The organism is Streptomyces sp. NPDC049040, from assembly GCF_043197715.1.
In the GTDB taxonomy this organism is placed as follows: domain Bacteria; phylum Actinomycetota; class Actinomycetes; order Streptomycetales; family Streptomycetaceae; genus Actinacidiphila.
In genome coordinates, this window is record NZ_JBICTO010000009.1 from 185,921 (window position 1) to 211,210 (window position 25,290).

The 25,290-nt window shown below is 71.8% G+C and carries 22 protein-coding genes, 1 pseudogene and 1 riboswitch; of the genes and pseudogenes, 13 read left to right on the forward strand and 10 right to left on the reverse strand.

Going from position 1 to position 25,290, the window contains the following annotated elements; all coding sequences use genetic code 11:
* On the reverse strand, positions 1–1,332 hold the full coding sequence (aroA, locus tag ACGFMP_RS23375; RefSeq protein WP_393674882.1) for a 3-phosphoshikimate 1-carboxyvinyltransferase: 1,332 nt from the start codon (positions 1,330–1,332) through the stop codon (positions 1–3).
* A gap of 213 nt (positions 1,333–1,545) precedes the next feature.
* Positions 1,546–2,259: a M50 family metallopeptidase gene (locus ACGFMP_RS23380; protein WP_393674883.1), complete on the reverse strand. Its 714-nt coding sequence runs from the start codon at positions 2,257–2,259 to the stop codon at positions 1,546–1,548.
* Positions 2,260–2,355: 96 nt separating this feature from the next.
* On the opposite strand from ACGFMP_RS23380, the gene ACGFMP_RS23385 reads away from it, so the two are divergent.
* The 7 genes and pseudogenes from ACGFMP_RS23385 (at position 2,356) to def (ending at position 8,092) form a co-directional block, all read left to right on the forward strand.
* A complete protein-coding gene (locus ACGFMP_RS23385; protein WP_393674884.1) occupies positions 2,356–3,171 on the forward strand; it encodes an SOS response-associated peptidase in 816 nt (271 codons plus the stop codon).
* The gene (locus ACGFMP_RS23390; RefSeq protein WP_393674886.1) at positions 3,171–3,875 is read left to right on the forward strand and encodes an alpha/beta family hydrolase; all 705 of its coding nucleotides are present in this window, start codon (positions 3,171–3,173) and stop codon (positions 3,873–3,875) included. Before ACGFMP_RS23385 ends, ACGFMP_RS23390 begins: the two co-directional genes overlap by 1 nt.
* Positions 3,876–4,148: 273 nt before the next feature.
* On the forward strand, positions 4,149–4,811 hold the full coding sequence (locus ACGFMP_RS23395) for a sigma-70 family RNA polymerase sigma factor (RefSeq protein ID WP_393674887.1): 663 nt from the start codon (positions 4,149–4,151) through the stop codon (positions 4,809–4,811).
* Positions 4,808–5,089, forward strand: coding sequence for a mycothiol system anti-sigma-R factor (gene rsrA, locus ACGFMP_RS23400; RefSeq protein ID WP_393674888.1), 282 nt, complete (start codon positions 4,808–4,810; stop codon positions 5,087–5,089). The genes ACGFMP_RS23395 and rsrA overlap by 4 nt, the downstream gene beginning before the upstream one ends.
* A gap of 303 nt (positions 5,090–5,392) precedes the next feature.
* Positions 5,393–5,998: pseudogene (locus ACGFMP_RS23405) on the forward strand (HD-GYP domain-containing protein); the annotation flags it as partial.
* A gap of 314 nt (positions 5,999–6,312) precedes the next feature.
* Positions 6,313–7,311, forward strand: coding sequence for a tetratricopeptide repeat protein (locus ACGFMP_RS23410; RefSeq protein ID WP_393674890.1), 999 nt, complete (start codon positions 6,313–6,315; stop codon positions 7,309–7,311).
* A 142-nt stretch (positions 7,312–7,453) separates the two neighbouring features.
* On the forward strand, positions 7,454–8,092 hold the full coding sequence (gene def / locus ACGFMP_RS23415) for a peptide deformylase (RefSeq protein ID WP_393674891.1): 639 nt from the start codon (positions 7,454–7,456) through the stop codon (positions 8,090–8,092).
* Between the two features lie 42 nt (positions 8,093–8,134).
* On the opposite strand, the gene ACGFMP_RS23420 is transcribed toward def, so the two are convergent.
* The 3 genes from ACGFMP_RS23420 to ACGFMP_RS23430 form a co-directional block, all read right to left on the reverse strand.
* Positions 8,135–9,106, reverse strand: coding sequence for a ribonucleotide-diphosphate reductase subunit beta (locus tag ACGFMP_RS23420; protein ID WP_393674987.1), 972 nt, complete (start codon positions 9,104–9,106; stop codon positions 8,135–8,137).
* 65 nt (positions 9,107–9,171) lie between these two features.
* Positions 9,172–11,568: a ribonucleoside-diphosphate reductase subunit alpha gene (locus ACGFMP_RS23425; RefSeq protein WP_393674892.1), complete on the reverse strand. Its 2,397-nt coding sequence runs from the start codon at positions 11,566–11,568 to the stop codon at positions 9,172–9,174.
* Positions 11,569–11,714: 146 nt separating this feature from the next.
* Positions 11,715–11,845, reverse strand: a riboswitch (cobalamin riboswitch).
* Between the two features lie 50 nt (positions 11,846–11,895).
* Positions 11,896–12,084 carry a hypothetical protein gene (locus ACGFMP_RS23430; protein WP_393674893.1) on the reverse strand — a complete coding sequence of 63 codons (189 nt, stop codon included), beginning with the start codon at positions 12,082–12,084 and terminating at the stop codon, positions 11,896–11,898.
* A gap of 89 nt (positions 12,085–12,173) precedes the next feature.
* Here ACGFMP_RS23430 and ACGFMP_RS23435 point away from each other — a divergent pair, with 89 nt between their 5' ends.
* Complete coding sequence (locus tag ACGFMP_RS23435; RefSeq protein WP_393674988.1) at positions 12,174–13,133, forward strand: helix-turn-helix domain-containing protein; 960 nt, start codon at positions 12,174–12,176, stop codon at positions 13,131–13,133.
* 180 nt (positions 13,134–13,313) lie between these two features.
* On the opposite strand, the gene ACGFMP_RS23440 is transcribed toward ACGFMP_RS23435, so the two are convergent.
* From ACGFMP_RS23440 to ACGFMP_RS23455, 4 genes are read right to left on the reverse strand one after another with little or no spacing between them, the layout of a single operon-like run.
* A complete protein-coding gene (locus ACGFMP_RS23440) occupies positions 13,314–14,888 on the reverse strand; it encodes a glycoside hydrolase family 3 protein (protein ID WP_393674894.1) in 1,575 nt (524 codons plus the stop codon).
* Positions 14,885–15,763, reverse strand: a complete 879-nt coding sequence (locus ACGFMP_RS23445) for a carbohydrate ABC transporter permease (protein ID WP_393674895.1) — start codon at positions 15,761–15,763, stop codon at positions 14,885–14,887. Before ACGFMP_RS23445 ends, ACGFMP_RS23440 begins: the two co-directional genes overlap by 4 nt.
* Complete coding sequence (locus ACGFMP_RS23450; RefSeq protein ID WP_393674896.1) at positions 15,760–16,761, reverse strand: carbohydrate ABC transporter permease; 1,002 nt, start codon at positions 16,759–16,761, stop codon at positions 15,760–15,762. Before ACGFMP_RS23450 ends, ACGFMP_RS23445 begins: the two co-directional genes overlap by 4 nt.
* A gap of 41 nt (positions 16,762–16,802) precedes the next feature.
* A complete protein-coding gene (locus ACGFMP_RS23455; protein ID WP_393674897.1) occupies positions 16,803–18,110 on the reverse strand; it encodes an extracellular solute-binding protein in 1,308 nt (435 codons plus the stop codon).
* Between the two features lie 318 nt (positions 18,111–18,428).
* On the opposite strand from ACGFMP_RS23455, the gene ACGFMP_RS23460 reads away from it, so the two are divergent.
* From ACGFMP_RS23460 to mctP, 3 genes are all read left to right on the forward strand, one after another.
* Complete coding sequence (locus ACGFMP_RS23460) at positions 18,429–19,199, forward strand: GntR family transcriptional regulator (protein ID WP_393674989.1); 771 nt, start codon at positions 18,429–18,431, stop codon at positions 19,197–19,199.
* 101 nt (positions 19,200–19,300) lie between these two features.
* Entirely contained in the window at positions 19,301–19,558 is a 258-nt protein-coding gene (locus ACGFMP_RS23465; RefSeq protein WP_393674898.1) for a DUF3311 domain-containing protein, read from the forward strand.
* Positions 19,555–21,204 (forward strand): monocarboxylate uptake permease MctP, encoded by a 1,650-nt coding sequence (gene mctP / locus ACGFMP_RS23470; protein WP_393674899.1) that lies wholly within the window; start codon positions 19,555–19,557, stop codon positions 21,202–21,204. The genes ACGFMP_RS23465 and mctP overlap by 4 nt, the downstream gene beginning before the upstream one ends.
* Before the next feature lie 97 nt (positions 21,205–21,301).
* Here the strand turns inward: mctP and nagB are convergent, their stop codons facing one another.
* Positions 21,302–22,087 carry a glucosamine-6-phosphate deaminase gene (nagB, locus tag ACGFMP_RS23475; protein WP_393674901.1) on the reverse strand — a complete coding sequence of 262 codons (786 nt, stop codon included), beginning with the start codon at positions 22,085–22,087 and terminating at the stop codon, positions 21,302–21,304.
* A 230-nt stretch (positions 22,088–22,317) separates the two neighbouring features.
* Here nagB and ACGFMP_RS23480 point away from each other — a divergent pair, with 230 nt between their 5' ends.
* Complete coding sequence (locus tag ACGFMP_RS23480) at positions 22,318–23,400, forward strand: SIS domain-containing protein (protein ID WP_393674902.1); 1,083 nt, start codon at positions 22,318–22,320, stop codon at positions 23,398–23,400.
* A gap of 414 nt (positions 23,401–23,814) precedes the next feature.
* Complete coding sequence (locus ACGFMP_RS23485) at positions 23,815–25,263, forward strand: sensor histidine kinase (RefSeq protein WP_393674990.1); 1,449 nt, start codon at positions 23,815–23,817, stop codon at positions 25,261–25,263.
* Positions 25,264–25,290 lie beyond the last annotated feature (27 nt).

Here is a 25,290-nt window from a genome sequence, read left to right on the forward strand (position 1 = left end):
TCAGCCCCGCCCCGCCGGTGCGCCCAGCATCGCGGTCCACAGCTCGGGGAAGTCCGGCAGCGTCTTGGCGGTGGTCGCCACGTTCTCCACCCGCACGCCGTCGACGGCCAGGCCGAGCACGGCGGCCGCGGTGGCCAGCCGGTGGTCCTCGTAGGTGTGGAAGTCGCCGCCGTGCAGCGGGCGCGGGCGGATCCGCAGCCCGTCCTCGGTCTCGGTGACGTCGCAGCCCAGCTCGCCCAGCTCCTTGGTCAGCGCCGCGAGCCGGTCGGTCTCGTGCATCCTCAGGTGCGCGATGCCGGAGAGCACCGACTCGCCGTCGGCGAGCGCGGCCACCGCCGCGATCACCGGGGCCAGCTCGCCCACGTCGTGCAGGTCGGCGGTGATGCCGCGGATCCGGCCGGTGCCGCGGAAGGTCAGCGCGTGGTCGGTCTGCTCGTAGGAGCCGCCCATCCGGGTGAAGATCTCCCGCAGCGCGTCACCCGGCTGGGTGGTGCGGCGCGGCCAGCCGGGGACGGTCACCCGGCCGCCGGTCACCAGGGCCGCCGCCAGGAAGGGCGCCGCGTTGGACAGGTCGGGCTCCACCGTCAGGTCCCGGCCGAGCAGGGCGCCCGCGGTGACCCGCCAGACGTTCCTGGCGCCGCCGTCCTGCGGGGCGTCGACCCGGGCGCCGGCTTTGCGCAGCATGTCGACGGTCATCCGGATGTGCGGCACCGACGGCAGGGTGCGGCCGGTGTGGCGGACTTCGAGGCCCTTGTTGAAGCGCGGCCCCGACAGCAGCAGCGCGCTGACGAACTGCGACGAGGAGGACGCGTCGACGTCCACCGCCCCGCCGGTCAGCGATCCGGCCCCGTGCACGGTCAGCGGCAGCGAGCCGCGGCCCTCGTCGTCTATCCGCGCGCCCAGCGCCCGCAGCGCGTCGATCACGCCGTGCAGCGGGCGCTCGTACGCGCGCGCGTCGCCTTCGAAGCGGACCGGGCCGTCGGCGAGCGCGGCCACCGGGGGCAGGAAGCGCATCACCGTGCCCGCGTTGCCGACGTCGACGGTGGCCGGGCCGTGCAGCCCGGCGGGGATGATCCGCCAGGCCTCGCCGCCGTCGGGGTTGACCGTCTCGTCGATCTGCACGCCCATCGACCGCAGCGCGTCCGCCATCAGGACGGTGTCCCGGCTGCGCAGCGGCCTGCGCACCCATCCGGGTTCCGAGGAGTGCGCGGCCAGCACCAGGGCGCGGTTGGTGACCGACTTCGATCCGGGCACCGTGACGGTTGCGTCCACGGCACCGGGCGCGGTGGGGGCGGCCCACCAGTGGGGGGAGTGCGCGGCGCTGTCGCTCATGAGGCCCAGCGTAGTGGCTCGGGTACGGGGAGATAAGTTGGCGAATGAGCCGAAACATCCCGGAAACCGGAGGTCACGCCAAGGTCATCGAGACCGGAATGTCTGATTCCGGGGTCCTGCGGGGCGGACCACGACCCGGGGAACCCGGAAACGGGCCGTCGTGCCGGCCGGACGGCACCGGACCGGGCCAGGACCGGCGGCGCCGCGGCCGGGTCAGCGGATCAGCAGCCAGCGCCCGCCGCCGACCAGGGCGCAGCCGGCGACCACGTAGAAGAAGAACAGCCACAGCGCGGCCGGGGTGCTGGTCAGCCGGGCCAGCTGGTCGGCGTCCGAGGAGCCGCTGCGGTCCCTGCGCCGGGAGCGCTGCAGCTCGGCGACCGGCCGGGCGCCGCCGGCCAGCAGGAACCACACCACCAGATACGCGAAGGCCGCCTGCACCTGCGCCTTGGTCAGCCACGACACCAGCAGGAAGAGCGCCCCGGTCAGCACCACGGTCAGCGCCCCGTACGCATTGCGGATCATGACCAGCATCACCAGCAGCAGCGCGGTCGCCCCCCACAGCAGCGCGGTTATGTGCCCGGCGGCCAGCAGGGCCGCGCCCGCCAGGCCGAGCAGCGGTGGCGCCGTGTAGCCGGCGGCGGCGGTCAGCACCATGCCGAGGCCCGTCGGCCTGCCGCGGGAGACCGTCAACCCCGAGGTGTCGGAATGCAGCCTTATGCCGTCGAGTCGCCGCCCGCTGAGCAGCGCCACCAGGCCGTGCCCGCCCTCGTGCGCGATCGTCACCGCGTTGCGCACCACACGCCACACTCCGCCCGACAGCACCGCAGCGAGCGCGAGCGCGGCCGTCGCGCCGATCAGCCAGCGCGGCGGGTCGGCCTGCGTCCCGGTCAGCCGGTCCCACATCTCGCCGATGTTCGCGACGTTCATCCAGCCCATTCCCTCGTGCGTTCCGTGTGCGAATTCTTCGTACGTGCTTGCGATCGGGGCGCCGCCCGGGCCCGTGACCGTGGCAGTCTGGCACCCATGTGCGGTCGATATGCGGCGAGCCGGAAACCAGAAGACCTTACGGCCCTGTTCGGTGTCACGAAGTGGGACCCCACCGAGGCACTCGCCCCGGACTACAACGTGGCGCCGACGAAGGACGTCCCTGTCGTTCTGGACCGTCCGGTGCGCGACTCCGGTTCCCCCGACCCGGTACGGCAGCTGCGGATGCTGCGCTGGGGCCTGGTGCCGGCCTGGGCGAAGACCCCCGACATGGGCGTGAAGCTGATCAACGCGCGGGCCGAGACCGTGGCGGAGAAGCCGTCCTTCCGCCGCGCCCTGGCCGTCAGGCGCTGCCTGATACCGGCCGACGGCTACTACGAGTGGGTCACCGCGGCAGGCGAGCGGCAGTTGGAGATGCAGGTCGGGCGCAAGCGGGCCCGCAAGCAGCCGTATTTCGTGACGCCGGCCGACGGCTCGGTGATGGCGATGGCCGGCCTCTACGAGTTCTGGCGGGACGGCACGCTGCCCGACGACCACCCGCGCGCCTGGTGGACCACCTGCACGGTGATCACCACCGCGGCCGAGACCGGCGCGCTGGCCGGCCACGACGGCCGCGGGCCGCGCGCGCTGGCCGACATCCACCCCCGGATGCCGCTGGTGATGACCCCCGACCGGTGGGATGCCTGGCTCGACCCGTCCACCACGGAACCCGACGCGCTGCGCGACCTGCTCGCACCGCCCCCCGAGGGCCTGATGCGGGCCTATCCGGTGGGCACCGCTGTGAGCAATGTCGCGAACAACGGGCCGGAACTCCTCGACGAGCTGCCCGCGCCCGAGGAGGAGACACTTTTCTGATGGACGCACCGCCCGCCCCCGCCGCCCCGCGGACGGAAGAGGTCGACACTCCCGCCGGTCCCGCGAGGATCAGCTGGTACGGCGCCGGCCGGCCGCGCAGCGTGCTCGCGCTCGGCCACGGCGCGGGCGGCGGCATCCAGGCGCCCGACCTGGTCGCGCTGGCCTCGGTACTGCCCGCAGCGGGCGTGCTCGTCGCCCTGGTGGAGCAGCCCTGGCGGGTGGCCGGCCGGAGGATCGCCCCCGCGCCCGCCACGCTGGACACCGGGTGGACCGCCCTGTGGCCGGCCCTCGCCGCGCCCGGCCTGCCGGTGGTCGCGGGCGGCCGCAGCGCGGGCGCCCGGGTCGCCTGCCGTACGGCGGAGCGCCTCGGCGCCGCCGCCGTCCTGGCGCTCGCCTTCCCGCTGCACCCGCCGGGGCGCCCCGAGTCCTCCCGGGCCGCGGAACTGACCGCCGCCGCGGGAGCGCTGCCGCTGCTCGGGGTGCAGGGCGGCCACGACGCCTTCGGCCGCCCGGCCGAATTCCCGCCGGGCCACGAGCCGGTCGAGGTGCCCTACGCGGACCACGCCTTCGGGGTGCCCAAGCGGGCGGCCATCACCCAGGAGGCGGCCCTCGCCGTGCTGACCGGGGCGGTCGCCGACTGGCTCGGCGGCCTCGGGCACGCCGGCGCGCACGGCGCCTCTTCGCCGTCTCCACCCCGGGAATGACGACAGGGGAAGCGGTGTTGTGCCAGGCGTCAGACCGAAAAGCAGTGACGAGGCTTTGGTGAGAGAGGCATCCGCATGGTTTCAGCCGCATGCCGGCCCCGGGCAGAGGCCACCGTACAGCCGGCGGCCGCACCTTTTGTGAACTGGGCCGAGTGGTCCGGCAAGGGTGACGGCAAGGACCCCGGCAAGGGCGGGTCAGGCGCGTCACTCGCCAGTGCAATATCCTCCGAGACGAGCGTGTCCGCTTTGGGACTCGCTGGCGTTTCTGAGGAGGTGGGTCCGGTCACCGGCACCGACGACAGCACGGCGGAGAACGCGGGTGCGTCCGGTCAGGCACAGGAGAGCATCGCGGAGCGCACGGAGCGCTTCGAGCGGGACGCCCTTGGGTTCCTCGACCAGATGTACTCGGCCGCGCTGCGGATGACCCGCAATCCGGCCGACGCGGAGGACCTGGTGCAGGAGACGTACGCGAAGGCGTACGCGTCGTTCCACCAGTTCCGTGAGGGCACCAATCTGAAGGCCTGGCTCTACCGCATCCTCACCAACAGCTTCATCAACACGTACCGCAAGAAGCAGCGTGAGCCGCTGCGCAGCGGGTCGGAGGACATCGAGGACTGGCAGCTCGCCCGCGCCGAGTCGCACATGTCGACCGGTCTGCGTTCCGCGGAGTCGCAGGCTCTCGACCACCTGCCCGACTCCGATGTGAAGGCCGCCCTGCAGGCGATTCCCGAGGAATTCCGCATCGCGGTGTATCTCGCGGACGTCGAGGGCTTTGCCTACAAGGAGATCGCGGACATCATGGGAACGCCCATCGGCACGGTGATGTCCAGGCTGCACCGCGGGCGTCGTCAGCTGCGCGAACTGCTGGAGGACTATGCCCGCGACCGCGGGCTGGTCCCGGCGGGCGCGGGAAATGAGAAGGGCGCGGATTCATGAGTTGCGGCAACGCGCATGAGACGGACTGCTCGGAGGTGCTCGACCACCTCTACGAATATCTCGACAACGAGATGTCCGACGACGCATGCACCAAGTTCAGGCAGCACTTCGAGGAGTGCCATCCGTGCCTGGAGAAGTACGGGCTGGAACAGGCCGTGAAGAAGCTGGTCAAGCGGTGCTGCGGCTCCGACGACGTGCCGACCGACCTGCGGTCGAAGGTCATGATGCGGATCGAGATGATCCGCTCCGGCGACTCGGCGGCAGAACCGGCCTCCTGAGCCGGTCGCGCTCCCCGCGCTCCCCGTCAAGGCGGGTACGCGCGGGGTCGCCCGTACGGGCGTAAAGCGAGCGTTCCGCACTGCGGTGGCGGGCGCGGTCCTATCGTCCTGAGTCCGGCGGGGTTTCCCGCCGGGGCCAGGGCCTCCGATGGGGCCGCGCCCGTCCGCACGCCGGAGGAGGCCGCTCGCAGTGTCGTTCCCCCACGGTGCCGGCCGCCGTCGCTCCGGTTCCGCAGAATCCTTTCTCCCGGACATCCCGCTCCTCCCGCCGGTGCGGCAGTACGAGGCCCGGCCGTGAGCCTCGTCACGGCGCTGGTCGCCGCGATGCAGCTCAAGGACCCCTACACCCGCGGCCACGGCGACCGCGTCGGCCAGGCCAGCGCGCTGATCGGGATCGAACTCCGGGTCGCCGACGACATGGTGGCCGCGCTCAGGCTCGCAGGCACCCTGCACGACATCGGCAAACTCGGTGTGCCAGGCGGCCTGTTGCGCAAGCCAGGACCGCTCACCCCCGCCGAGCGGGAGACCCTGCAGCGCCACCCCGGCCACGGCTACGCGCTGGTCCGCGCCGCCGAGGTGCCCGCCGTGGCCCGGGTGGCCGTACTGCACCACCACGAACGCCTCGACGGCCGCGGCTACCCGCACGGCCTCGCCGGACGGCACATCCCCTGGCCCGCCCGTATCGTCGCCGTGGCCGACGCCCTTGACGCCATGACCTCGACCCGCAGTTACCGCCAGGCCCGCCCGGTCGCCGCCGCGCTGGCCGAGCTCCGGCGGTGCGCGGGCAGCCAGTTCGACCCTTCGGTGGTCGCCGCGCTGAGCCGCGCCCTGGCCCGGAACCCCTGGCCGCCGTCAGGGCCGCCGCCCCTGCTCGTGCCGGTCCGCGCGCAAGGGCACGCACGCCTGTAGGCCGTTCGGGTGAGTCCCGCTCACCCGGGTGCCCGTGAAGCGACTCACCTGGGCATGGTTGGATGCCCACGAGGGTGGCAAGGAGGCAGGGTGAGGGCCGCTGCGGGCACGGCAGCGGTGAAGGGCAGGAAGTCGGGCTGAGGCCGCGGCCAAAATGTGCAAGGTTGGAGTCGTACCCGCTTGTCCGACGACGTACGGGCGGTACGAGAAGGGGCCGCACTCAGGTGGTGCGAGTCCCCCCGGGGGACGTGATCGTGGTGCGGGAAGGCGACGTCCTGGCAGTGATCGGCTGAGCGGGCAGGCGGGTAACGACGTTGAAGATCTTCGGCAGAGTGCGGCACCGACCGTCGCCCACGTGGCGGCAGGCCACCGACCAGGCGTTCTCGCTGATCGACGACGGCCGCTACGACGACGCGGGCGCGCTGCTGACCCGTGCCGCCGACCTGGAGCCGTGGCTTTCCGAGTCCTGGTACAACCTGGCGCTGCTGCACAAGTTCCGCCACGACTGGGCGCAGGCCAGGATCGCCGGGCTGCGTGCCGTCGCCCTGCTGGACCGGCCGGTCGGCGCCCCCGACTGGTGGAATCTCGGCATCGCCGCCACCGCGCTCCAGGACTGGCCGCTGGCCCGCCGCGCCTGGCAGGCGTACGGCCTGCGGATGCCGGCGGGCACCGGCTCGCGCAGCGGCGAGGAGTCCGCGCGGCTGCCGCTGGGCAGCGCCGCCGTGCGGCTCTCGCCCGAGGGCGAGGCCGAGGTGGTGTGGGGCCGGCGGCTCGACCCCGCAAGGGTCGAGGTGCTGTCCATCCCGCTGCCGTCCTCCGGCCGCCGCTGGGGCGAGGTGGTCCTGCACGACGGGGTGCCGCACGGCGAGCGGGACACCGCGGGCGGCGGCGGGTCCGTCTACCCCGTCTTCGACGAGATCGAGCTGTGGGCGCCCTCCCCCGTCCCGACCTGGCTGGTGCTGCTGGAGGCGGACGCCCCCGCCGACCGCGACGCCCTGGAACGGCTCGCCGCCGAGGCCGGCTACGCCGCGGAGGACTGGTCGTCCTCGGTGCGGCTGCTGTGCCGTACCTGCTCCGAGAGCCGGATGCCCACCGACGACGGGTCCGCGGCGCGTGACCCGCACGACCACGGTGAGCCGGGCCATCCCGGGCACCTCAGCCACCTGAGCGAGCACGGCTCGGGACACCACTGGTCCCCTGAAAGGGAGTGCGGCATAGCGGCGCCGGTCGGCCTGGTGCGCGGCCTCCTCGACGGCTGGGTGGCGGACTCGCCCTCCACCAGGGCCTGGCGCGATCTGGAAGAGGTCTGCTGACCGCCTGCTGACCCGTGAGCCCCCGCCGGGCGCGGCGCCGGGGCGCACATCACAGGGAGGCCGTGGGGAAGCGGAGACGGCGACCGGAGGGGGGCCGTACCCTGGACGGATCACTCACCCGCCCGGAAGGCGTACGGCTCAGATGTCCCAGCAGCACACCGAGACCCCCACCACTCCCCCCGGGGAGCCGTTCCTCGACGACGTGACGGACGCGGAGGCCCGTGAGCTGGCCCACCGGGAGCGCGGGACGGTCCGCCCGATCACCGTCGTGGGCAATCCGGTGCTGCACCGGGAGTGCCTGGAGGTCACCGACTTCGGCGACGAGCTCGTCGCCCTGGCCGACGACATGTTCGCCAGCCAGCGCGCCGCCGAGGGCGTGGGGCTCGCCGCGAACCAGATCGGCGTCGACCTGAAGATGTTCGTCTACGACTGCCCCGACGACGACGGCGTCCGCCACGTCGGGATCGTGTGCAACCCGGTGCTGGAGGACCTGCCCGCGGAGCGGCGGCACCTGGACGACTCCAACGAGGGCTGCCTGTCGGTCCCGGGCGCGTACATGGAGACGCCGCGCCCGGACTACGCGGTGGTGCGCGGCCAGGACCTGCACGGCGAGCCGATCGTGGTGCAGGGCAGCGGCTACTTCGCCCGCTGCCTCCAGCACGAGACCGACCACCTCTACGGTCGGCTCTACATCGACCGGCTCTCCAAGCGGGACCGCAAGGACGTCCTCCGCCAGATGGCGGAGGCCACCCCCAAGTTCGCGACCGTGCCGAACGACTGAGCCCGCCCGCGACGGCCGGGCCCCCGTGCCCGGCACGTCGCGTCAGAAGTCCTCGTCGAGCGCCACCGTGCCCTCCACCGCCACCTGGTAGGCAGAGGGGCGGCGCTCGAAGAAGTTGGTCAGCTCCTGCACGCCCTGCAACTCCATGAAGGAGAAGGGGTTCTGCGACCCGTAGAGCGCGGGGAAGCCGAGCCGGGCGAGCCGCTGGTCGGCGACGCACTCCAGATACGCCCGCATGGACTCGGTGTTCATGCCGGGCAGGCCGTCCCCGCACAGGTCCCGGCCGAACTGCAGCTCGGCGTCGACCGCTTCGCGCAGCATGTCGGTGACCTCCTGCCGCAGCGCGTCGTCGAAGAGGTCGGGCTCCTCCTTGCGTACGGTGTCGACCACGTCGAAGGCGAAGCTCATGTGCATGGTCTCGTCCCTGAAGACCCAGTTGGTGCCGGTGGCGAGGCCGTGCAGCAGCCCGCGGGAGCGGAACCAGTAGACGTAGGCGAAGGCGCCGTAGAAAAAGAGGCCTTCGATGCAGGCCGCGAAGCAGATCAGGTTGAGCAGGAAGCGGCGCCGGTCCTCGCGGGATTCGAGGCGGTCGATCTTCTCCGCCCCCTGCCCGTCGAAGTTGGCCATCCAGCGGAAGCAGAACTGCGCCTTCTCGCGGATCGACGGGATCTCCTCGACGGCGTCGAACGCGGCGGCCCGGTCGGCGGGATCGGGCAGGTAGGTGTCGAGCAGCGTCAGGTAGAACTGGACGTGCACGGCCTCCTCGAAGAGCTGGCGGGACAGGTACAGCCGCGCCTCGGGGGAGTTGATGTGCTTGTAGAGGGTGAGCACCAGGTTGTTGGAGACGATCGAGTCGCCGGTGGCGAAGAAGGCCACCAGGCGGCCGATCATGTGCTGCTCGCCCGGGGTGAGCTTGGCCAGGTCCGCGACGTCGGAGTGCAGATCGACCTCCTCCACGGTCCAGGTGTTCTTGATCGCGTCGCGGTAGCGCTCGTAGAAGTCCGGGTAGCGCATGGGCCGCAGGGTCAGTTCGAAGCCCGGGTCGAGCAGGTTCTTCACGACGGGTGTTGTGGTGGTCGTCACTGGCAGGCCTCGCAGGACTCGGGGTTTTCCAGGGAGCAGGCGATCGCGTCGGCGTCGGCGGTCGCCGGGACGGGCAGCGCCGCGGGAACGGCCGCCTGGGCGGCACGGGCGATCCGGGTGGCCGGGCGGGAGCGCAGGTAGTAGGTGGTCTTGAGGCCCTGCTTCCAGGCGTAGGCGTACATCGAGGAGAGCTTGCCGATGGTCGGCGTCTCCAGGAACAGGTTCAGCGACTGGCTCTGGTCGAGGAACGGCGTGCGGGCCGCCGCCATGTCGATCAGCGCGCGCTGCGGCAGCTCCCACGCGGTGCGGTACAGCTCGCGCACCTCTGCGGGGATCCAGCCGAAGCCCTGCACGCTGCCGCTGGCGTCCCGCAGCGCCTCCCTGGTCTGGGCGTCCCACACCCCGAGCTTCTTCAGGTCGGCCACCAGGTAGGAGTTGACCTGGAGGAATTCGCCCGACAGCGTCTCGCGCTTGAAGAGGTTCGACACCTGCGGCTCGATGCACTCGTACGAGCCGGCGATCGAGGCGATGGTCGCGGTCGGGGCGATGGCCAGCAGCAGCGCGTTGCGCATCCCGGTCGCGGCGACCCGCTCGCGCAGCGCCGCCCAGCGCTCGGGCCAGTGGAAGCCGACACCGTAGTGGTCGGGGTGCAGGACGCCCGCGGCGGTCCTGGTCTGGTCCCAGGCGGGCAGCGGCCCATCGCGCTCTGCGAGGTCGCAGGACGCCTCGTACGCGGCGAGCATGACGCGCTCGGCGATCTTCGTGGACAGCGCGCGGGCCTGCTCGGAGCCGAACGGCAGCCGCAGCTTGAAGAAGACGTCCTGCAGGCCCATGACGCCCAGACCGACAGGCCGCCAGCGGGAGTTGGAGCGGCCCGCCTGCTCGGTCGGGTAGTAGTTGATGTCGACGACGCGGTCGAGGAAGGTCACCGCGGTGTGCACGGTCCGGTCCAGCCGCTGCCAGTCGAGGTCGCCGTCCGCCGTCACGAAGCCGCTCAGGTTGACCGAGCCGAGGTTGCAGACCGCGGTCTCCGAGTCGTCGGTGACCTCGAGGATCTCGGTGCACAGGTTGGAGGAGTGCACGGTCCTGCCGGGCAGCGCGGTCTGGTTGGCGGTGCGGTTCGAGGCGTCCTTGAACGTCATCCAGCCGTTGCCGGTCTGCGCCAGGGTGCGCATCATCCGGCCGTACAGCTCGCGGGCCGGCAGGGTGCGCTGCGCCAGGCCCGCCGCCTCGGCCGCGCGGTAGGCGGCGTCGAAGTCGTCGCCCCACAGGTCGACGAGTTCCGGCACGTCGGCGGGTGAGAACAGCGACCAGTCGGCGTCGGCGTCGACCCGGCGCATGAACTCGTCCGGCACCCAGTGCGCCAGGTTGAGGTTGTGGGTGCGGCGGGCGTCCTCGCCCGTGTTGTCCCGCAGTTCGAGGAACTCCTCGATGTCGGCGTGCCAGGTCTCCAGGTAGACCGCGGCGGCGCCCTTGCGCCTGCCGCCCTGGTTGACCGCCGCGACCGAGGCGTCGAGGGTCTTCAGGAACGGGACGATGCCGTTGGAGTGCCCGTTGGTGCCGCGGATCAGCGAACCCCTGGCCCGGATGCGGGAGTAGGACAGCCCGATGCCGCCGGCGTGCTTCGACAGCCGTGCCACCTGCTGGTAGCGCTCGTAGATCGAGTCCAGCTCGTCGAGCGGGGAGTCCAGCAGGTAGCAGGACGACATCTGCGGGTGCCGGGTGCCGGAGTTGAACAGCGTCGGGGAGCTGGGCAGGTAGTCGAGCGCGCTCATCAGCCGGTAGAGCGCGGCGACCTGGTCCACGGCGGCGGCCGAGTCGTCCTCCGCGAGCCCCGCGGCGACCCGCAGCATGAAGTGCTGCGGGGTCTCGATCACCTTGCGGTTCAGCGGGTGCCGCAGCAGGTAGCGGCTGTAGAGGGTGCGCAGGCCGAAGTAGCCGAAGCGGTCGTCGGCGCGGTCGGCGAGGGCCCGGTCGACCAGCGCGTCGAGCCGGGCCGCGTGGCGTACGGCGAAGTCCGCCGTGCGGTCGGCGACCAGGCCCTCGCGGTGGCCCACGGCGATCGAGGCGGTGAAGGACGAAGCGCCCTGGGCGGCGGCCTCCTCGGTGATGGCCAGCGAGAGCAGCCGGGCGGCGAGCCGCGAGTAGGCCGGGTCCTCCGAGATCAGCCCGGCGGCGGCTTCGGTGGCGAGGCCGCGCAGCTCGGCGGCGTCGGCGGCGCCGCTGCGCCCCCGCAGTGCGGCTGCGGCGACCCGGCCCGGGTCGGTGTCGGGCAGGTCGGCGCAGAGCGCGACGAGGGTGCGCAGCAGGTCGGCGCCGGCGCTGTCGGCGCTGTGCGGCACGGCTACGGGTGAGTCCCCCGTGGTGATGGGGGCTTCGGGCGCGATGGTCACGGTGGTGCGGTCTCCCTCGTACGCGGCGGCGGCCGCGCGGGGGAGGGGCGGAGGGGGTCGCGGGCATGCGTTCTGGCATGCCGGACCGCGTCCGCAGGCCCAATCCGCGAGGCCCGGACTCGTCGGCGTGCGCCGGCCGAAGGGCCGTGCGGACGCCGGCTGCCGGCAGGCGATCGGGCTGTGCGGGGCACGCGGGCGTACCACCGCTCACCGTTGCGGGGCAGCGCCGGATTCGCACCGGCTTCCCCTGCGGGCAGCGGAGTTGAGCATACATCTTGTGCCGGGTCGCGGGGCAACGCCCACATGTTGTGTCGCGCCGGGAGGTGTTCAGACCAGCGCAGGCCAGTCCTCCCTTGCCGGAGCGGCCTGTTCCGGCGGCCGTCCCTGCTGTTCTCCGCGTTCGGCGGCGCGCAGTTCACGGGTGATGCGGGCGTCGGTGCGGTGCCCCATGAGCGGCACGAAGGTGAGGGTGGCGGTCAGGGCGAGGAGTGCGGCGATGTCCAGGAAAACTGTCATGAGTCAATGGTGCCGATGCTCCTGTCGCGCGGACAGTGGCAGTGCTGCCGTACTACCGCAACATCCTGCCATGTGCGAAGCTCGGGGACATGCTGCAGAACGTCGCCGTGGTGCTGCTCGACGGGGTCCACCCCTTCGAACTCGGAGTGGTGTGCGAGGTGTTCGGCCTCGACCGCACCGACGAAGGGCTGCCCGGCTACGACTTCGCCGTCGTCTCGGCGGAGGGCCCGCGGCTGCGCACGCACGCGGGCTTCGACGTGGTCGCCGGGGAGGACCTGGACCGGCTGGAGGAGGCCGACCTCGTCGCCGTCCCGGCCGCGGACGCCTCGACGGCGCGGGAGTTCCCCCGGGAGGTGCTGCGGGCGCTCAACCGGGCCGTGGAGCGGGGCGCGACCGTGCTGAGCGTCTGCTCCGGGGTCTTCGCGCTGGGGGCGGCGGGACTGCTCGACGGAAGGCGCTGCGCGGCGCACTGGCGGCACACCGAGGAGCTTGCCGCCCTGCACCCCAAGGCGCACGTCGAGCCGGACGTGCTCTACGTCGACGACGACCGGGTCGTCACCTCGGCCGGCACCGCCGCGGGCATCGACGCGTGCCTGCACCTGGTGCGCAAGGAGCAGGGCGTCGCGGTCGCCAACGGCATCGCCCGCCGGATGGTCGTCCCCCCGCACCGCGAGGGCGGCCAGGCCCAGTTCGTGTCCAGGCCGCTGCCCAGGGCCACCAGCGACACGGTCACCGGCCTGCTCTCCTGGATGGAGCGGCACCTCGACCGGGAGGTCACCGTCGACGAACTGGCCGCCCGCGCCCACATGTCGCCCCGGACCTTCGCCCGGCGCTTCCAGCAGGAGACGGGCACCACGCCCTACCGCTGGCTGCTGGGGCAGCGGGTGCAGCTGGCGCGGGAACTCCTCGAGGGGACCGACGCGACCGTCGACGCCGTCGCGGTAAGGGCCGGCTTCGGCAACGCGGCCACGCTGCGGCACCACTTCGGCCAGTGGGTCGGCACGACGCCGCACGCCTACCGCCGCACCTTCCGCAGTGGCGGCGTCTGACGGGCCCTTCAGAGCCCGCTGTGCCCCACGCCCGCCGCCCTCGCGGGGACCCGGATCACCGGGGGCCGTGGGGGTGTCCGCACGGCCCCCGGGGGCGCACTGCGTCGGGGGCGGCCGCCGCCGGGCACGTGGCGCGAGGGGCGACGTGCCCCGGCCGGGCCCCGCGGCCGGCTGAGGGGCTCAGCGGGCCGTGGCGATGGCCTCCGCCGCGGCTTCGCCGCAGACCCGGGCCGCTCCGTGGGTGGCGACGTGCAGGGCCCCGCACGGCGGGGCCTGGGGGACGCCCATCTCGACGACCACCGTGTCCGGCCTCGCGGCCACCACGGCGCCGAGCGCGTCGGCCATCCACCCGTGCCGGTGCACGTCACGCACCACGGCGACGATCCGCCGCCCGCCGGCAGCGGCGAGCACGCCGGGTACGAACCCCTCGGCTGCCGCGTCCGCCGAGCGGAAGGTCGCGGTCTCGGTGCCGGGCAGCAGCCGCTCCAGCTCGGCCGCCACGCCCCACGGCGTGTCCTCGCCGACCGCGATGTTGGCCACCGGGGTGAAGGCGGCCACGTACGGCGCCCCGTCGAGCGCGGCGAAGCCCGGCGCGCGGGTCACCCGCAGCGCCCGCCTGGCCGCTTCGAGGCCGACCTCGGCGGCGGAACCGAAGCCGTCGAAGCCGGCCGCGCCCGCCGGGTCGGCGCCGGGTGCGGTCCCCACCGCTGCACCCGGCTGCCGGTCGGCCGCCCAGGCGGCCAGTTCACGGACCCGGGCCGCGGCGTCGGCGAGCCGCTCGCGCGGCAGGGCGCCGGACCCGACGGCCGCCACGATCGCGTCACGCAGCGCGTGCACGGTCTCCTCGTCGGCGAGCCCGCCGCCGACGCAGATCGCGTCGGCGCCCGCGGCCAGCGCCATCACGGTGCCGCGCTCGATGCCGTACGTCGCGGCGATCGCCTGCATCTCGATGCCGTCGGTGACAATGAGGCCGTCGTAGCCGAGGCCGCCCTGCTCGCGCGGGGCGCGGAGCAGGCCGGTGAGGGCCGCGGGGCTGAGGGTCGCGGGGAGTTCCGGGTCGAGCGCGGGCACCAGGATGTGCGCGCTCATCACGACCTTGGTGCCTGCCGCCAACGCGGCACGGAACGGGACGAGTTCACGTGCGTGCAGGGTCGCGAGGTCCACGTCGATACGCGGCAGCGCGTGGTGCGAGTCGGTGGCGGTGTCCCCGTGCCCTGGGAAGTGCTTGACGCACGCGGCGACCCCGGCGGACTGTAGGCCCTCGACGTACGCGGCGGTGTTGCGGGCCACGAGGTCGGGGTCGGAGCCGAAGGAGCGGACCCCGATCACCGGGTTGCCCGGGTCGGAGTTGACGTCGGCGGACGGCGCCCAGTTGAGGTTCACCCCGCACTCGGCGAGCCGGCGGCCGAGTTCCGCGGCGACCGCGCGGGTCAGCTTCACGTCGTCGACCGCGCCGAGGGCGAGGTTGCCGGGGAAGGAGGAGCCGCCGCGCGCCTCCAGGCGGGTGACGTCGCCGCCCTCCTCGTCGGCCGCGACCAGCACGTCGGGCTTCACCGCCCGCAACTGTGCGGTGAGCGCGGCAAGTTGCCGGGGCGACTCGATGTTGCGGGCGAACAGCGCGACCGCGCCGAGGCCCTGGGCGAGCTGTTCGAGCAGCCACTCGGGTGCCGTGGTGCCGACGAACCCGGGCTGCAGGACGGTCAGCGCGTCGCGGACCAGGAGTTCCGCAGGCGTGTCGGGGGAAATGACGGTCATCCCTTCACCGCCCCGGCCGTGAGGCCGGCGGCCATCTTGCGCTGGACGAGCAGGAACAGGATCACCACGGGGACACCCATCATGGTGGAGCCGGCCATCATCGGGGCGTACTCGGTTCCGTGCTGGGTGGTGAACGAGCCGAGCCACACGGTCGCCGTCTGGTGGTCCTGGCTCATCACCAGCAGGGCGTAGAGGAATTCGTTCCAGGCCTGGATGAAGCCGTAGATCGAGGTGGCCACCAGGCCGGGGGCCAGCAGCGGGAAGACCACCCGGACGAAGGCGCCGGTGCGGCTGCACCCGTCCACCATGGCGGCCTCTTCGAGCTCCTTGGGGATGTTGACGATGAAGCCGCGCAGCGTCCATACGGTGAAGGGCAGCACGAAGGTCAGGTACGTCAGCACCAGGCCGGAGAGCTTGTCGATCTGGTGGATCTGGTTGAGCAGCAGGAAGACCGGGATGATCATCGCGACCAGCGGCACCATCTGCACGGTCAGGATGCCGACGATGACGATCTTGCGGCCGCGGAAGGCGAACCGGGAGATGGCCAGCGCCGCGAGCAGGCCGATGATCGAGCCGATCACCACGGTGGAGGCGCTGACGATCAGGCTGCGCTCGACCGGTCCCCAGAAGTCGCTGATGTCCAGCGCCCGGCGGAAGTTCTCCAGCGAGAGCGGCAGCGGGAAGAAGTGCGGGTCGGGGTCGATGGCGTCCTTGGCGGGCTTGAACGCCGTGTTGATCATCCAGTAGACCGGGAAGGCGGCCAGCACGAAGACCAGCAGGCCCAGCAGGTTCCAGCCCACCTTGGCGTTGCGCCGGCGGCGGTTCACCGCATCCAGGCGGTTGGCGGCGGTCGGCCGCGAGGTCAGCGCGCTCATTCCACCTCTCCGATCTTCAGCATCTGCCGCATGTACACCGCGACCACACCGAGCAGCAGCAGCACGGTGAGCAGTGCGATGGCGGAGCCGGTGGCGTAGTCGTTGACGCCGAAGGCCTTCTCGTACGAATAGGTGGTGAGCAGCTGGAACTCGGGTTCCGGGTGGCCGCCGCGCATCAGCCACACCTGCGCGAAGACGCCCATGTCCCAGATCACCGACAGGGTCGTCATCATCACGACCAGCGGCTTGATGATCGGGAAGGTCACGTAGCGGAACACCCCGAAGGCGTCGGCGCCGTCGAGCCTGGCCGCCTCCTCCAGCTCCTTGGGGACCTGGGTGAGGCCGGCGCTGAGGGTGATCACCACGAACGGGATGGCGCCCCACACCACTTGCAGCATGATGACGCTCAGCCCCTCGGGGCCTGAGGCGAACCAGTTGTGGCCGGCGAAGTCGACGCCGGGCAGCCGGCTCAGCGTCCAGTTGACGACGCCGTAGTCGCTGTCGAACATCCACTTGAAGACGGTGACGGCGACCACCACCGGCATCGCCCAGCTGGCGACCAGGGCGATGTTGACCAGCGTGCGGACCCAGGTGGAGACCCGCTGGAGCAGCAGGGCGACCAGCATGCCGATCGCCATGGTGAGCAGCACCGCGCTGCCCGCGAACACCACGGTCCTGATCACCACGGACCAGAACTCGTGGTCGGACAGGATCGCCTGGTAGTTGTCGAAGCCGACCCAGGTGGCCGGTTTGAAGCCCCACAGCTGCGGCTTCTTGTAGTCCTGGAAGGACAGCGTGCCCAGCTTGATCAGCGGGTAGCCCAGCACGAGGACCAGGACGAGGATGCAGGGCGCCAGCAGCAGCCAGGGCGTCGCCACCCTGCCCAGCCTGACCCTGCGGCCGCGTGCGGCCCGGACTCTCCCGGGGCCGCGCCCGGGAGGTGATGAGTGCCGCCGTGGCGGCGGCACCTTGGTGGTGGTGGTATCGGCGGCACTCATCACGTGCTCCTCAGCGGTCCCGGTCTACGTTGCGAGGCTGGTCAGTTCTTGACGTTGAGGACCTTGTCCATCGCGGCGTCCGCGTCCTTGGCGGCCTGCTCGACGGACTTCTTGCCGGTGGCGATGTCCTGGAGCATCGTCTGCATGGTCTGGGCCTTCTCGACGGTGCCCCAGCCGGGTGCGGTCGGGACGAACCAGCTGCTCTCGGCCGCGGTCGCGGTGACCGTGTTGGCCGGGTCGGCCTTGAGGGTGGCCAGCTGCGTGTTGTTGTTGGGCAGGTTGCCCTTGCTCATCAGCGTGGTCTGGCCCTGGGTGTTGGTGAAGTCGTTGATCCACTCGGCCGCCAGGTCGGCGTTCTTCGACTTGGACGGGACGGCCAGGTCGGAGCCGCCGAGGAAGACCGGTAGGGCCTTGCCGGACGGGCCGGGCATCACGAAGTTGACCAGGTTGTCCTTGAGCTTGCCGCCGGTCTTGTCGAACTTCGGGTCGGCGGCGGACGGCGCCTCCCAGCCGGGGGCGTAGATCATGGCCGACTTGCCCTGGCCGTAGACGATGTAGCGGTCGGACTCGTCCTTGGTGAGGTCGCCGTGCATGTACTTGCCGATGGCGTCCTTCCAGGTGGTGAGGCCCTTGATGGCCGCGGGGGACTCCAGGGCGCCCTTCCACTGGCCGCCGTCGTTGGTGGCGATGGCGCCGCCGGCGTCGTAGACGAAGGACAGGCCGGCGTACCAGTCACGCGAGGGCTGGTACCAGGCGTTGAACTTCGCGCCCTCCTTGGACTGGATCTTGTCCAGGTCGCCGGTCAGCTCGGTCCAGTTCTTCGGGGTGTCCTTGATGCCGGCCGCGGTGGCGATGTCCTTGCGCCAGGTCGCGATACGGGCGGCGGCGTAGTACGGCACGCCGTAGGTCTTGCCGTCGTAGTTCACCGACTGCTTCAGACCGTCGAGCCACGCCGAGGAGTTGTCGAACTTCGACGGGTCCAGCTCGGCGAAGGCACCCTCGGCCATGTAGGGCACCATCTCGGTGTTGCCCATCTCGACGACGTCGGGGGCCTTGTCGGTGGCGAGCACGGCGTCCAGCTTGGCATTCTTGTCCGGCCACGCGTAGTACTCGTGCTTGACCTTCAGCCCCGGGTGCTTGGCGGCGATCGCGTCGTCGGCGGCCTTCACCAGCTCCGGCCAGTTGTGCTGCGCGTCCACCGTCAGCCATACAGTGATGGACGAGGCAGTCGACGCGGCGGACGTCTTGCCGCCGTCACCGGCCTTGTCGTCCTTCTTGTCAGATCCACACGCCGCAATACCGACGATCATTGTCGCGACGCCGATTGCCGCGATGAGCTTGCGCTTCACGCCACCCTCCTCAGGATGCCCGAAACTCCCCCCACCGCCCGAAATGCCGGCCGCCGCAACGAGAAACGTCGGCCGAGTCCTGCTCGTGGGTCTGGGATTGGTCGTTAATGGTTTAGACCAGTACCGGGAGCTTGGCCTAGACCTTTAGGGGTGTCAAGGGTGTATAAGAACACCCGTCGGCTCTGTTATCGGACCGACACCTGAGGGGGACCACACCCCCGCCGCCTCTCTCCCGCAGGGCCGCGCGTGCCACCATGTGAGCCGCGATCAACGGAGGAGCCGGTGACGGCAGCACGACAGCAGTCGGGAGTAAACGTCATGGAGAGCGACGCGGTCACCAGCGCGGAGACCACGGCGAGCGGCGCCGCGGGCCGCACCGCCCGGGTCCCCAAGTACTACCGGCTCAAGCGCCATCTGCTGGACATCACGCAGACGATGCCGCCCGGCACCCCGGTCCCGCCGGAACGCACCCTGGCCACCGAGTTCGACACCTCCCGCACCACCGTCCGGCAGGCGCTCCAGGAACTCGTGGTCGAGGGCCGGCTCGAACGCATCCAGGGCAAGGGCACCTTCGTGGCCAAGCCCAAGGTCTCGCAGGCCCTGCAACTGACCTCCTACACCGAGGACATGCGCGCCCAGGGCCTGGAACCCACCTCCCAGCTGCTGGACATCGGCTACATCACCGCCGACGACCGGCTCGCCGGGCTGCTGGACATGAAGGCCGGCGGCCGGGTGCTGCGGATCGAACGCCTGCGCCTGGCCAACTCCGAGCCGATGGCGATCGAGACCACCCACCTGTCGGCCAAGCGCTTCCCCGCGCTGCGCCGCAGCCTGGCCAAGTACACCTCCCTCTACACCGCGCTCGCCGAGGTCTACGACGTCCGGCTGGCCGAGGCAGAGGAGACCATCGAGACCTCGCTCGCCACCCCGCGTGAGGCCGGCCTGCTGGGCACCGACGTCGGCCTGCCGATGCTGATGCTCTCCCGCCACTCGATCGACACCACGGGCGAGCCGGTGGAGTGGGTGCGCTCGGTCTACCGCGGCGACCGCTACAAGTTCGTCGCCCGCCTCAGCCGCCCGAACGGCTGACAAGGCAACCGATCCGTGCACGGGTAGTGACGGCCGCCGGTAGCCTCCCCTAGATTTCGTGCGCACTACACACGTCGCTCTAGGGGACGGGAGCACCACCCATGCCGGAAGCACCACCGGACCCAAGGCCACCGGTCGTCACCCCCAGCCGGGTGCTGGCCGGGCTGTGCCTGCTCGCACCCTTCGTCGCCCTGCTCTGGGTGGACTCCTACTCGCGCCTGACGCCGGCCTTCATCGGCATCCCCTTCTTCTACTGGTACCAGATGGCCTGGGTTCCGGTGACGGCCGCGCTGACGTACGCGGCGTACGTGCTCGTACGCCGCGAGGAGCGGGCACGCAAGGCGGGTGACGCCAAGTGAAGGACGGCGTCAACGGCGTCGCACTCGGCGTCTTCATCTTCTTCTTCCTGGCCGTGACGGTGCTGGGCTTCCTCGCCGCCCGCTGGCGCCGCGCCGCCGACCCGCTGCACCTGGACGAATGGGGCCTGGGCGGAAGGAGCTTCGGCACCTGGGTGACGTGGTTCCTGCTCGGCGGCGACCTGTACACCGCCTACACCTTCGTCGCGGTGCCCGCGGCGATCTACACGGCGGGCGCAAGCGGCTTCTTCGCCGTGCCGTACACGATCATCACCTACCCGCTGGTCTTCCTCTTCCTGCCGCGGCTGTGGTCGGTCTCGCACAAGCACGGCTACGTGACCTCCTCGGACTTCATCCGCGGGCGGTTCGGCTCCAAGAGCCTGTCGGTGGCCGTCGCGATCACCGGCATCATCGCCACGATGCCGTACATCGCGCTCCAACTCGTGGGCATCCAGGCGGTACTCGACGTGATGGGCGTCGGGGGCGGCGACTCCACGAACTGGTTCCTCAAGGACCTGCCGCTGCTGATCGCCTTCGGGGTGCTCGCCGCCTACACCTACTCCTCGGGGCTGCGGGCCCCCGCGCTGATCGCCTTCGTCAAGGACGCGCTGATCTACATCGTCATAGCGGTCGCGATCATCTACATCCCGTACAAGCTCGGCGGCTTCGACGACATCTTCCGCAAGGCCTCCGACGCCTACGCGGTCAAGACCAACGGGGTCGCCCGCGGCTCGCTGGTGACCGGCCCCAAGGCCCAATGGGCCTACGCCACACTGGCGATGGGCTCGGCGATGGCCCTCTTCCTCTACCCGCACTCCGTGACGGCGGTGCTGTCGAGCAAGAGCCGCGACACGATCCGCCGCAACACCACGATCCTGCCGCTGTACTCGCTGATGCTGGGCCTGCTGGCGCTGCTCGGCTTCATGGCGCTCGCCGCCGACGTCGGCGGCAAGGGCTACAACGCGCAACTGGCCATCCCGCAGCTGTTCGAGAACATGTTCCCCTCCTGGTTCGCCGGGGTCGCCTTCGCGGCGATCGGCATCGGGGCTCTCGTCCCCGCCGCGATCATGTCCATCGCGGCGGCCAACCTCTTCACCCGCAACATCTACCGGGACCTGATCAAACCGGACGCCACCCCCGCGCAGCAGACGGCGGTCTCCAAGATCGTGTCCCTGGTGGTGAAGATCGGCGCGCTGGTCTTCGTCCTCACCATGGACAAGACGGTGGCGATCAACTTCCAGCTGCTGGGCGGGATCTGGATCCTGCAGACGCTGCCGGCGATCGTCGGCGGCCTGTTCACCCGCTGGTTCCACCGCTGGGCGCTGCTGGCCGGCTGGGCCGCCGGCATGGGCTACGGGACGTGGAAGGCGTACGAGCAGAGCACCCCGGCGCAGTCGCACTTCGGCGGCAACTCGGACATGATCCCGTGGATCGGGGAGAAGGGCTACATCGGCCTGACCGCCTTCGTCCTCAACGTCGGCGTGGCGGTCGTGCTGACCCTCGCGCTGCGCGCGTTCAAGGCCCCGGCTGGCATCGACGAGACTGCCCCCGCGGACTACACCGCCGAGTCCGCCCCGGCCGTGCCCGGCCCCACCGCCCCCGGTGACCCGGGCGTCTCTCCCGGCCTCCCCGAACCCGCGGGAGCCTGAGAGTCACGCGGAAAAGGCGCCCCGCCCGGGTGTACCCCGGGCGGGGCGCCTTCGCGCGCGAGGGTGGAGGAGCCGGGGCCGGCGGCCCCCGGAGGTGTCAGAGGCCCTGCCAGCCGGGCTTGGCCGCGTAGGTGGCCCGGAAGTAGGGGGCGAGCTTCAGCTTCGTGGCGGCCGCCTCGTCGACGATCACCGTCGCGTGCGGATGGAGCTGGAGCGCGGAGGCCGGGACGATCGCGGCGACCGGGCCCTCGACCGTCGCCGCGACCGCCTCCGCCTTGCCCTCCCCGGTCGCGAGGAGCACCAGGTGCCGCGCCTCGAGGATCGTGCCGATGCCCTGGGTGATGACGTGGTGCGGCACGGCCTCGATGTCGCCGCCGAAGAAGCGGGCGTTGTCGACCCTGGTCTGCTCGGTGAGCGTCTTGATGCGGGTGCGCGAGGCGAGCGAGGAGCACGGCTCGTTGAAGCCGATGTGCCCGTCGGTGCCGATGCCCAGCAGTTGGAGGTCGACCCCGCCGGCCGCGGCCAGCGCCGCGTCGTAGGCGTCGCACGCGCCCTGGACGTCCTCGGCGGCGCCGTCGGGCCCCATGAAGGACTCGGGGGAGAGCCCGAGCGGCTCGACGACCTCGCGCAGCACGACCGAGCGGTAGGACTCGGGGTGTCCGGTGGGCAGCCCCACGTACTCGTCCAGCTGGCAGACCCTGGCGCGGGAGGCGTCCACCGCACCGCCGCGCACCTTGGCGGCGAGGGCCTGGTAGACGGGCAGCGGCGTGGACCCGGTGGCCACGCCGAGCAGCGCGTCCGGCTTGCGGTGGAGCAGTGCGGCCATGGCCTCGGCGATGATCTCGCCGCCTGCTGCGGCGTCCGGGACGATCACAACTTCCACGCTGGGCCTGCCGTTCTGAAGAGGTGAGTGTGGTATAGACCAATCTATCAGGTGGGCGGCCCCCCGCCGAGGGCCCCCGGCCCCCCGCCTGACCCGCTTCCGCGCGCGGCCCGCCGGGTCCTGTGGTCGACTGATGGGGTGCTCCGGGCCGCGGCGGCCACCGCCACCTCGGCCCCGGCACCGGCGCCCCGGCAGGCGGGCGTGTCCGGGCGGGATGGGAGGCGGTGGACATGGCTGACGACCTGCGTGCCCCGGCCCCCGTGCGCAAGGACCGGCCGGGCGCGATCATGGCCGGCGAGATCGCCGAGCAGCCCGAGGTGCTGCGCCGCATCCTGGACACCGCGGCGCCGGCGATCGCCGTGACGGCCCGCGTCATCGCCGACCGCAGGCCCCGTTTCGTGCTGCTCAGCGCCCGCGGCACCTCCGACCACGCGGCGCTCTACGCGAAGTACCTGATCGAGGTCGAGCTGGGCCTGCCGTGCGGCCTGACCTCGATGTCGACCACGACCACCTACGGGGCCACCCCGCACCTCGACGACGTCCTGCTGATCACGGTGAGCCAGTCCGGCGGCTCGCCCGACCTGATCGCGTCGACCGAGGCGGCCAGGCGGGCCGGGGCGATCACCCTGGCGGTGACCAACAACCCGGACTCGCCGCTCGTGGACGTCTCGGAATTCCACATCGACCTGCTCGCGGGCCCCGAGAAGGCGCTGCCCGCCACCAAGACGTACTCGGCAGAGCTGATGGCCCTCTACCTGTTCGTGACGGGCCTCGGCGGCATCGAGGGCACCCGGGTCGCCCGGCGGCTGCCCCGCCTGGCGGAACAGGTGCTGGCCCGCGGCGACGAGGTGCGGGAGCTGGCGGGCCGCTACCGATTCGCCGAGCGGATGGTGATCACCTCGCGCGGCTACGGCTACCCCACGGCCAAGGAGGCCGCGCTCAAGCTGATGGAGACCAGCTACATCCCCGCGCTCGCCTACTCGGGCGCCGACCTGCTGCACGGCCCGCTGGCGATGGTGGACAACATCTCGCCGGTGATCGCGATCGTGACCGAGGGGCGCGGCGGCGAGGCGCTTCAGCCGGTGCTCGACCGGCTGCGCGGCCGCGGCGCCGACCTGGTGGTGGTCGGTCCCAGGGTGCAGGTGGCCGCGGCCTCCGGCGGCTTCGCGATGCCCACGTCCGAGGTGCCCGAGTGCCTCCAGCCGCTGCTGGAGATCCTGCCGCTGCAGCGGCTGGCCTGGGAGATCGCCGTGGCCCGCGGCCAGGATCCGGACAGCCCGCGGGCCATCGTGAAGGTCACGGAGACGAGCTGAGCGCCGCAAAGGGCGGCCGCGGGCCCCGGGGGCGGGCTCAGGCGGGCCGCGGGGGCAGTCGGCGGCCCCGGAGATAACTTCGGGCCGCGGTGCCGGGAGAGGACCCTCAGCCTCTCCAGCACCGCAGCCCGGAGCTGACGTCGGCACCGTGGCCTGCGGGGTGTGCGGATCCCGCGGGCCCGATAGGGCCGACCACGAGGCGGGGCGTAGTCAGGGCAGAGAACGCCTCGCCTCGATCCGCGCTCCTGTGCGGGGAGCCCGGAAGTCCTGTACCGCGCCATTCTGGACTAGACCACTGGTCCTTGTAAATGGCTGAGCCACGGATTTCGTGCCGGGCCTGAACAAATAGTGCCCGTAAACCGCGCGCGGCGCACCCCCCTCGGGCCGACGGGTACGCTCGCAGGCGTGCCCTCCATGAACGACCTCGTACGCGAGCACACCGCGCTCGACGCCTCCGACCTCGAATGGCTCCATCTGCTGGTCTCGGAGTGGCAGTTGCTGTCCGATCTGTCCTTCGCGGATCTGGTGCTCTGGGTGCCGACCAGGGACGGCTCGCGCTACGTCTCCGTCGCCCAGATGCGGCCCAACACCGGGCCGACCTCCTACCAGGACGACATGGTCGGGCACCTGGTGCCGCGCGGCCGGCGGCCGCTGCTCGACGCGGCCCTCGACGAGGGCCGGATCGTCCGGGAGGGCGACCCCGAATGGCGCGAGGAGGTGCCGGTCAGGGTCGAGTCCATCCCGGTGCGCCGGGACGGCCGGGTGCTCGGGGTGATCGCCCGCAACACCAACCTGCTCACCGTGCGCACCCCCAGCCGGCTGGAGCTCACCTACCTCCAGAGCGCCAGCGACCTGGCCCAGATGATCGCGGCCGGCGCCTTTCCCTTCCCGGCGGAGCAGGTCGACATGGACGCCTCGCCGCGGGCAGGCGACGGGCTGATCCGGCTGGACGCCGACGGCATCGTGCAGTACGCCAGCCCCAACGCGCTGTCCGCCTACCACCGGCTCGGCCTCGCCGCCGACCTGGTCGGCCACCACCTCGGCAAGGCCACCGCCGAACTCGCCCCGGCCCGAGGCCCGGTGGACGAGGCACTGGTGAAGCTGGCCAGCGGCTGGGCGCCGCGCGAGTTCGAGGTCGAGGGCGGCGACGGCGTCATCCAGCTGCGCGCCATCCCGCTCAAGCCCAAGGGCGTCCACACCGGCTCCCTGGTGCTGCTCCGCGACGTCACGGAACTGCGGCGCCGCGAGCGCGAGTTGATGACCAAGGACGCCACCATCCGGGAGATCCACCACCGGGTGAAGAACAACCTCCAGACGGTCGCGGCCCTGTTGCGGCTGCAGGCCCGCCGGATGGACTCCGACAGCGCCCGCGAGGCGCTGGAGGAGGCGGTGCGGCGGGTCGGCTCGATCGCCATCGTGCACGAGACGCTGTCGCAGACCCTGGACGAGCGGGTCGAGTTCGACGAGATCGCCGACCGGGTGCTGGCCATGGTCGCCGAGATCTCACCCGGCCGGGTCACCGCCAGGCGCAGCGGCCGGTTCGGCATCCTCACCGCGGAGATCGCCACCCCGCTGTCGATGGTGCTCACCGAACTGCTGCAGAACGCCCTCGAACACGGCTTCGGGCCGGGGGAGTCGGGCAGTGTCGACATCACCGCGACCCGCGGCAGGGAACTGATCACCATCACCGTCCAGGACGACGGCCGCGGCCTGCCGCCCGGCTTCGACGCCCAGCAGGCCGGCAACCTCGGCCTGCAGATCGTCCGCACCCTGGTCGTCGGCGAGTTGGGCGGCACCTTCGACATGCTCCCCGCCCCGGTCCGCGGCACCCGGGTGATCCTGGAACTCCCCCTGGAGAGCTGACCGTTCGCACGGTCAGCCGCCGGTCGG

Excerpts from the sequence above, each read along its gene's own strand:
- aroA (WP_393674882.1), bottom strand. The coding sequence starts at position 1,332 with ATGAGCGACAGCGCCGCGCACTCCCCCCACTGGTGGGCCGCCCCCACC.
- ACGFMP_RS23380 (WP_393674883.1), bottom strand. The coding sequence starts at position 2,259 with ATGAACGTCGCGAACATCGGCGAGATGTGGGACCGGCTGACCGGGACG.
- ACGFMP_RS23385 (WP_393674884.1), top strand. The coding sequence starts at position 2,356 with ATGTGCGGTCGATATGCGGCGAGCCGGAAACCAGAAGACCTTACGGCC.
- ACGFMP_RS23390 (WP_393674886.1), top strand. The coding sequence starts at position 3,171 with ATGGACGCACCGCCCGCCCCCGCCGCCCCGCGGACGGAAGAGGTCGAC.
- rsrA (WP_393674888.1), top strand. The coding sequence starts at position 4,808 with ATGAGTTGCGGCAACGCGCATGAGACGGACTGCTCGGAGGTGCTCGAC.
- def (WP_393674891.1), top strand. The coding sequence starts at position 7,454 with ATGTCCCAGCAGCACACCGAGACCCCCACCACTCCCCCCGGGGAGCCG.
- ACGFMP_RS23420 (WP_393674987.1), bottom strand. The coding sequence starts at position 9,106 with ATGCGCTACCCGGACTTCTACGAGCGCTACCGCGACGCGATCAAGAAC.
- ACGFMP_RS23430 (WP_393674893.1), bottom strand. The coding sequence starts at position 12,084 with ATGACAGTTTTCCTGGACATCGCCGCACTCCTCGCCCTGACCGCCACC.
- ACGFMP_RS23435 (WP_393674988.1), top strand. The coding sequence starts at position 12,174 with ATGCTGCAGAACGTCGCCGTGGTGCTGCTCGACGGGGTCCACCCCTTC.
- ACGFMP_RS23440 (WP_393674894.1), bottom strand. The coding sequence starts at position 14,888 with ATGACCGTCATTTCCCCCGACACGCCTGCGGAACTCCTGGTCCGCGAC.
- ACGFMP_RS23445 (WP_393674895.1), bottom strand. The coding sequence starts at position 15,763 with ATGAGCGCGCTGACCTCGCGGCCGACCGCCGCCAACCGCCTGGATGCG.
- ACGFMP_RS23450 (WP_393674896.1), bottom strand. The coding sequence starts at position 16,761 with ATGAGTGCCGCCGATACCACCACCACCAAGGTGCCGCCGCCACGGCGG.
- ACGFMP_RS23460 (WP_393674989.1), top strand. The coding sequence starts at position 18,429 with ATGGAGAGCGACGCGGTCACCAGCGCGGAGACCACGGCGAGCGGCGCC.
- ACGFMP_RS23465 (WP_393674898.1), top strand. The coding sequence starts at position 19,301 with ATGCCGGAAGCACCACCGGACCCAAGGCCACCGGTCGTCACCCCCAGC.
- ACGFMP_RS23480 (WP_393674902.1), top strand. The coding sequence starts at position 22,318 with ATGGCTGACGACCTGCGTGCCCCGGCCCCCGTGCGCAAGGACCGGCCG.
- ACGFMP_RS23485 (WP_393674990.1), top strand. The coding sequence starts at position 23,815 with ATGAACGACCTCGTACGCGAGCACACCGCGCTCGACGCCTCCGACCTC.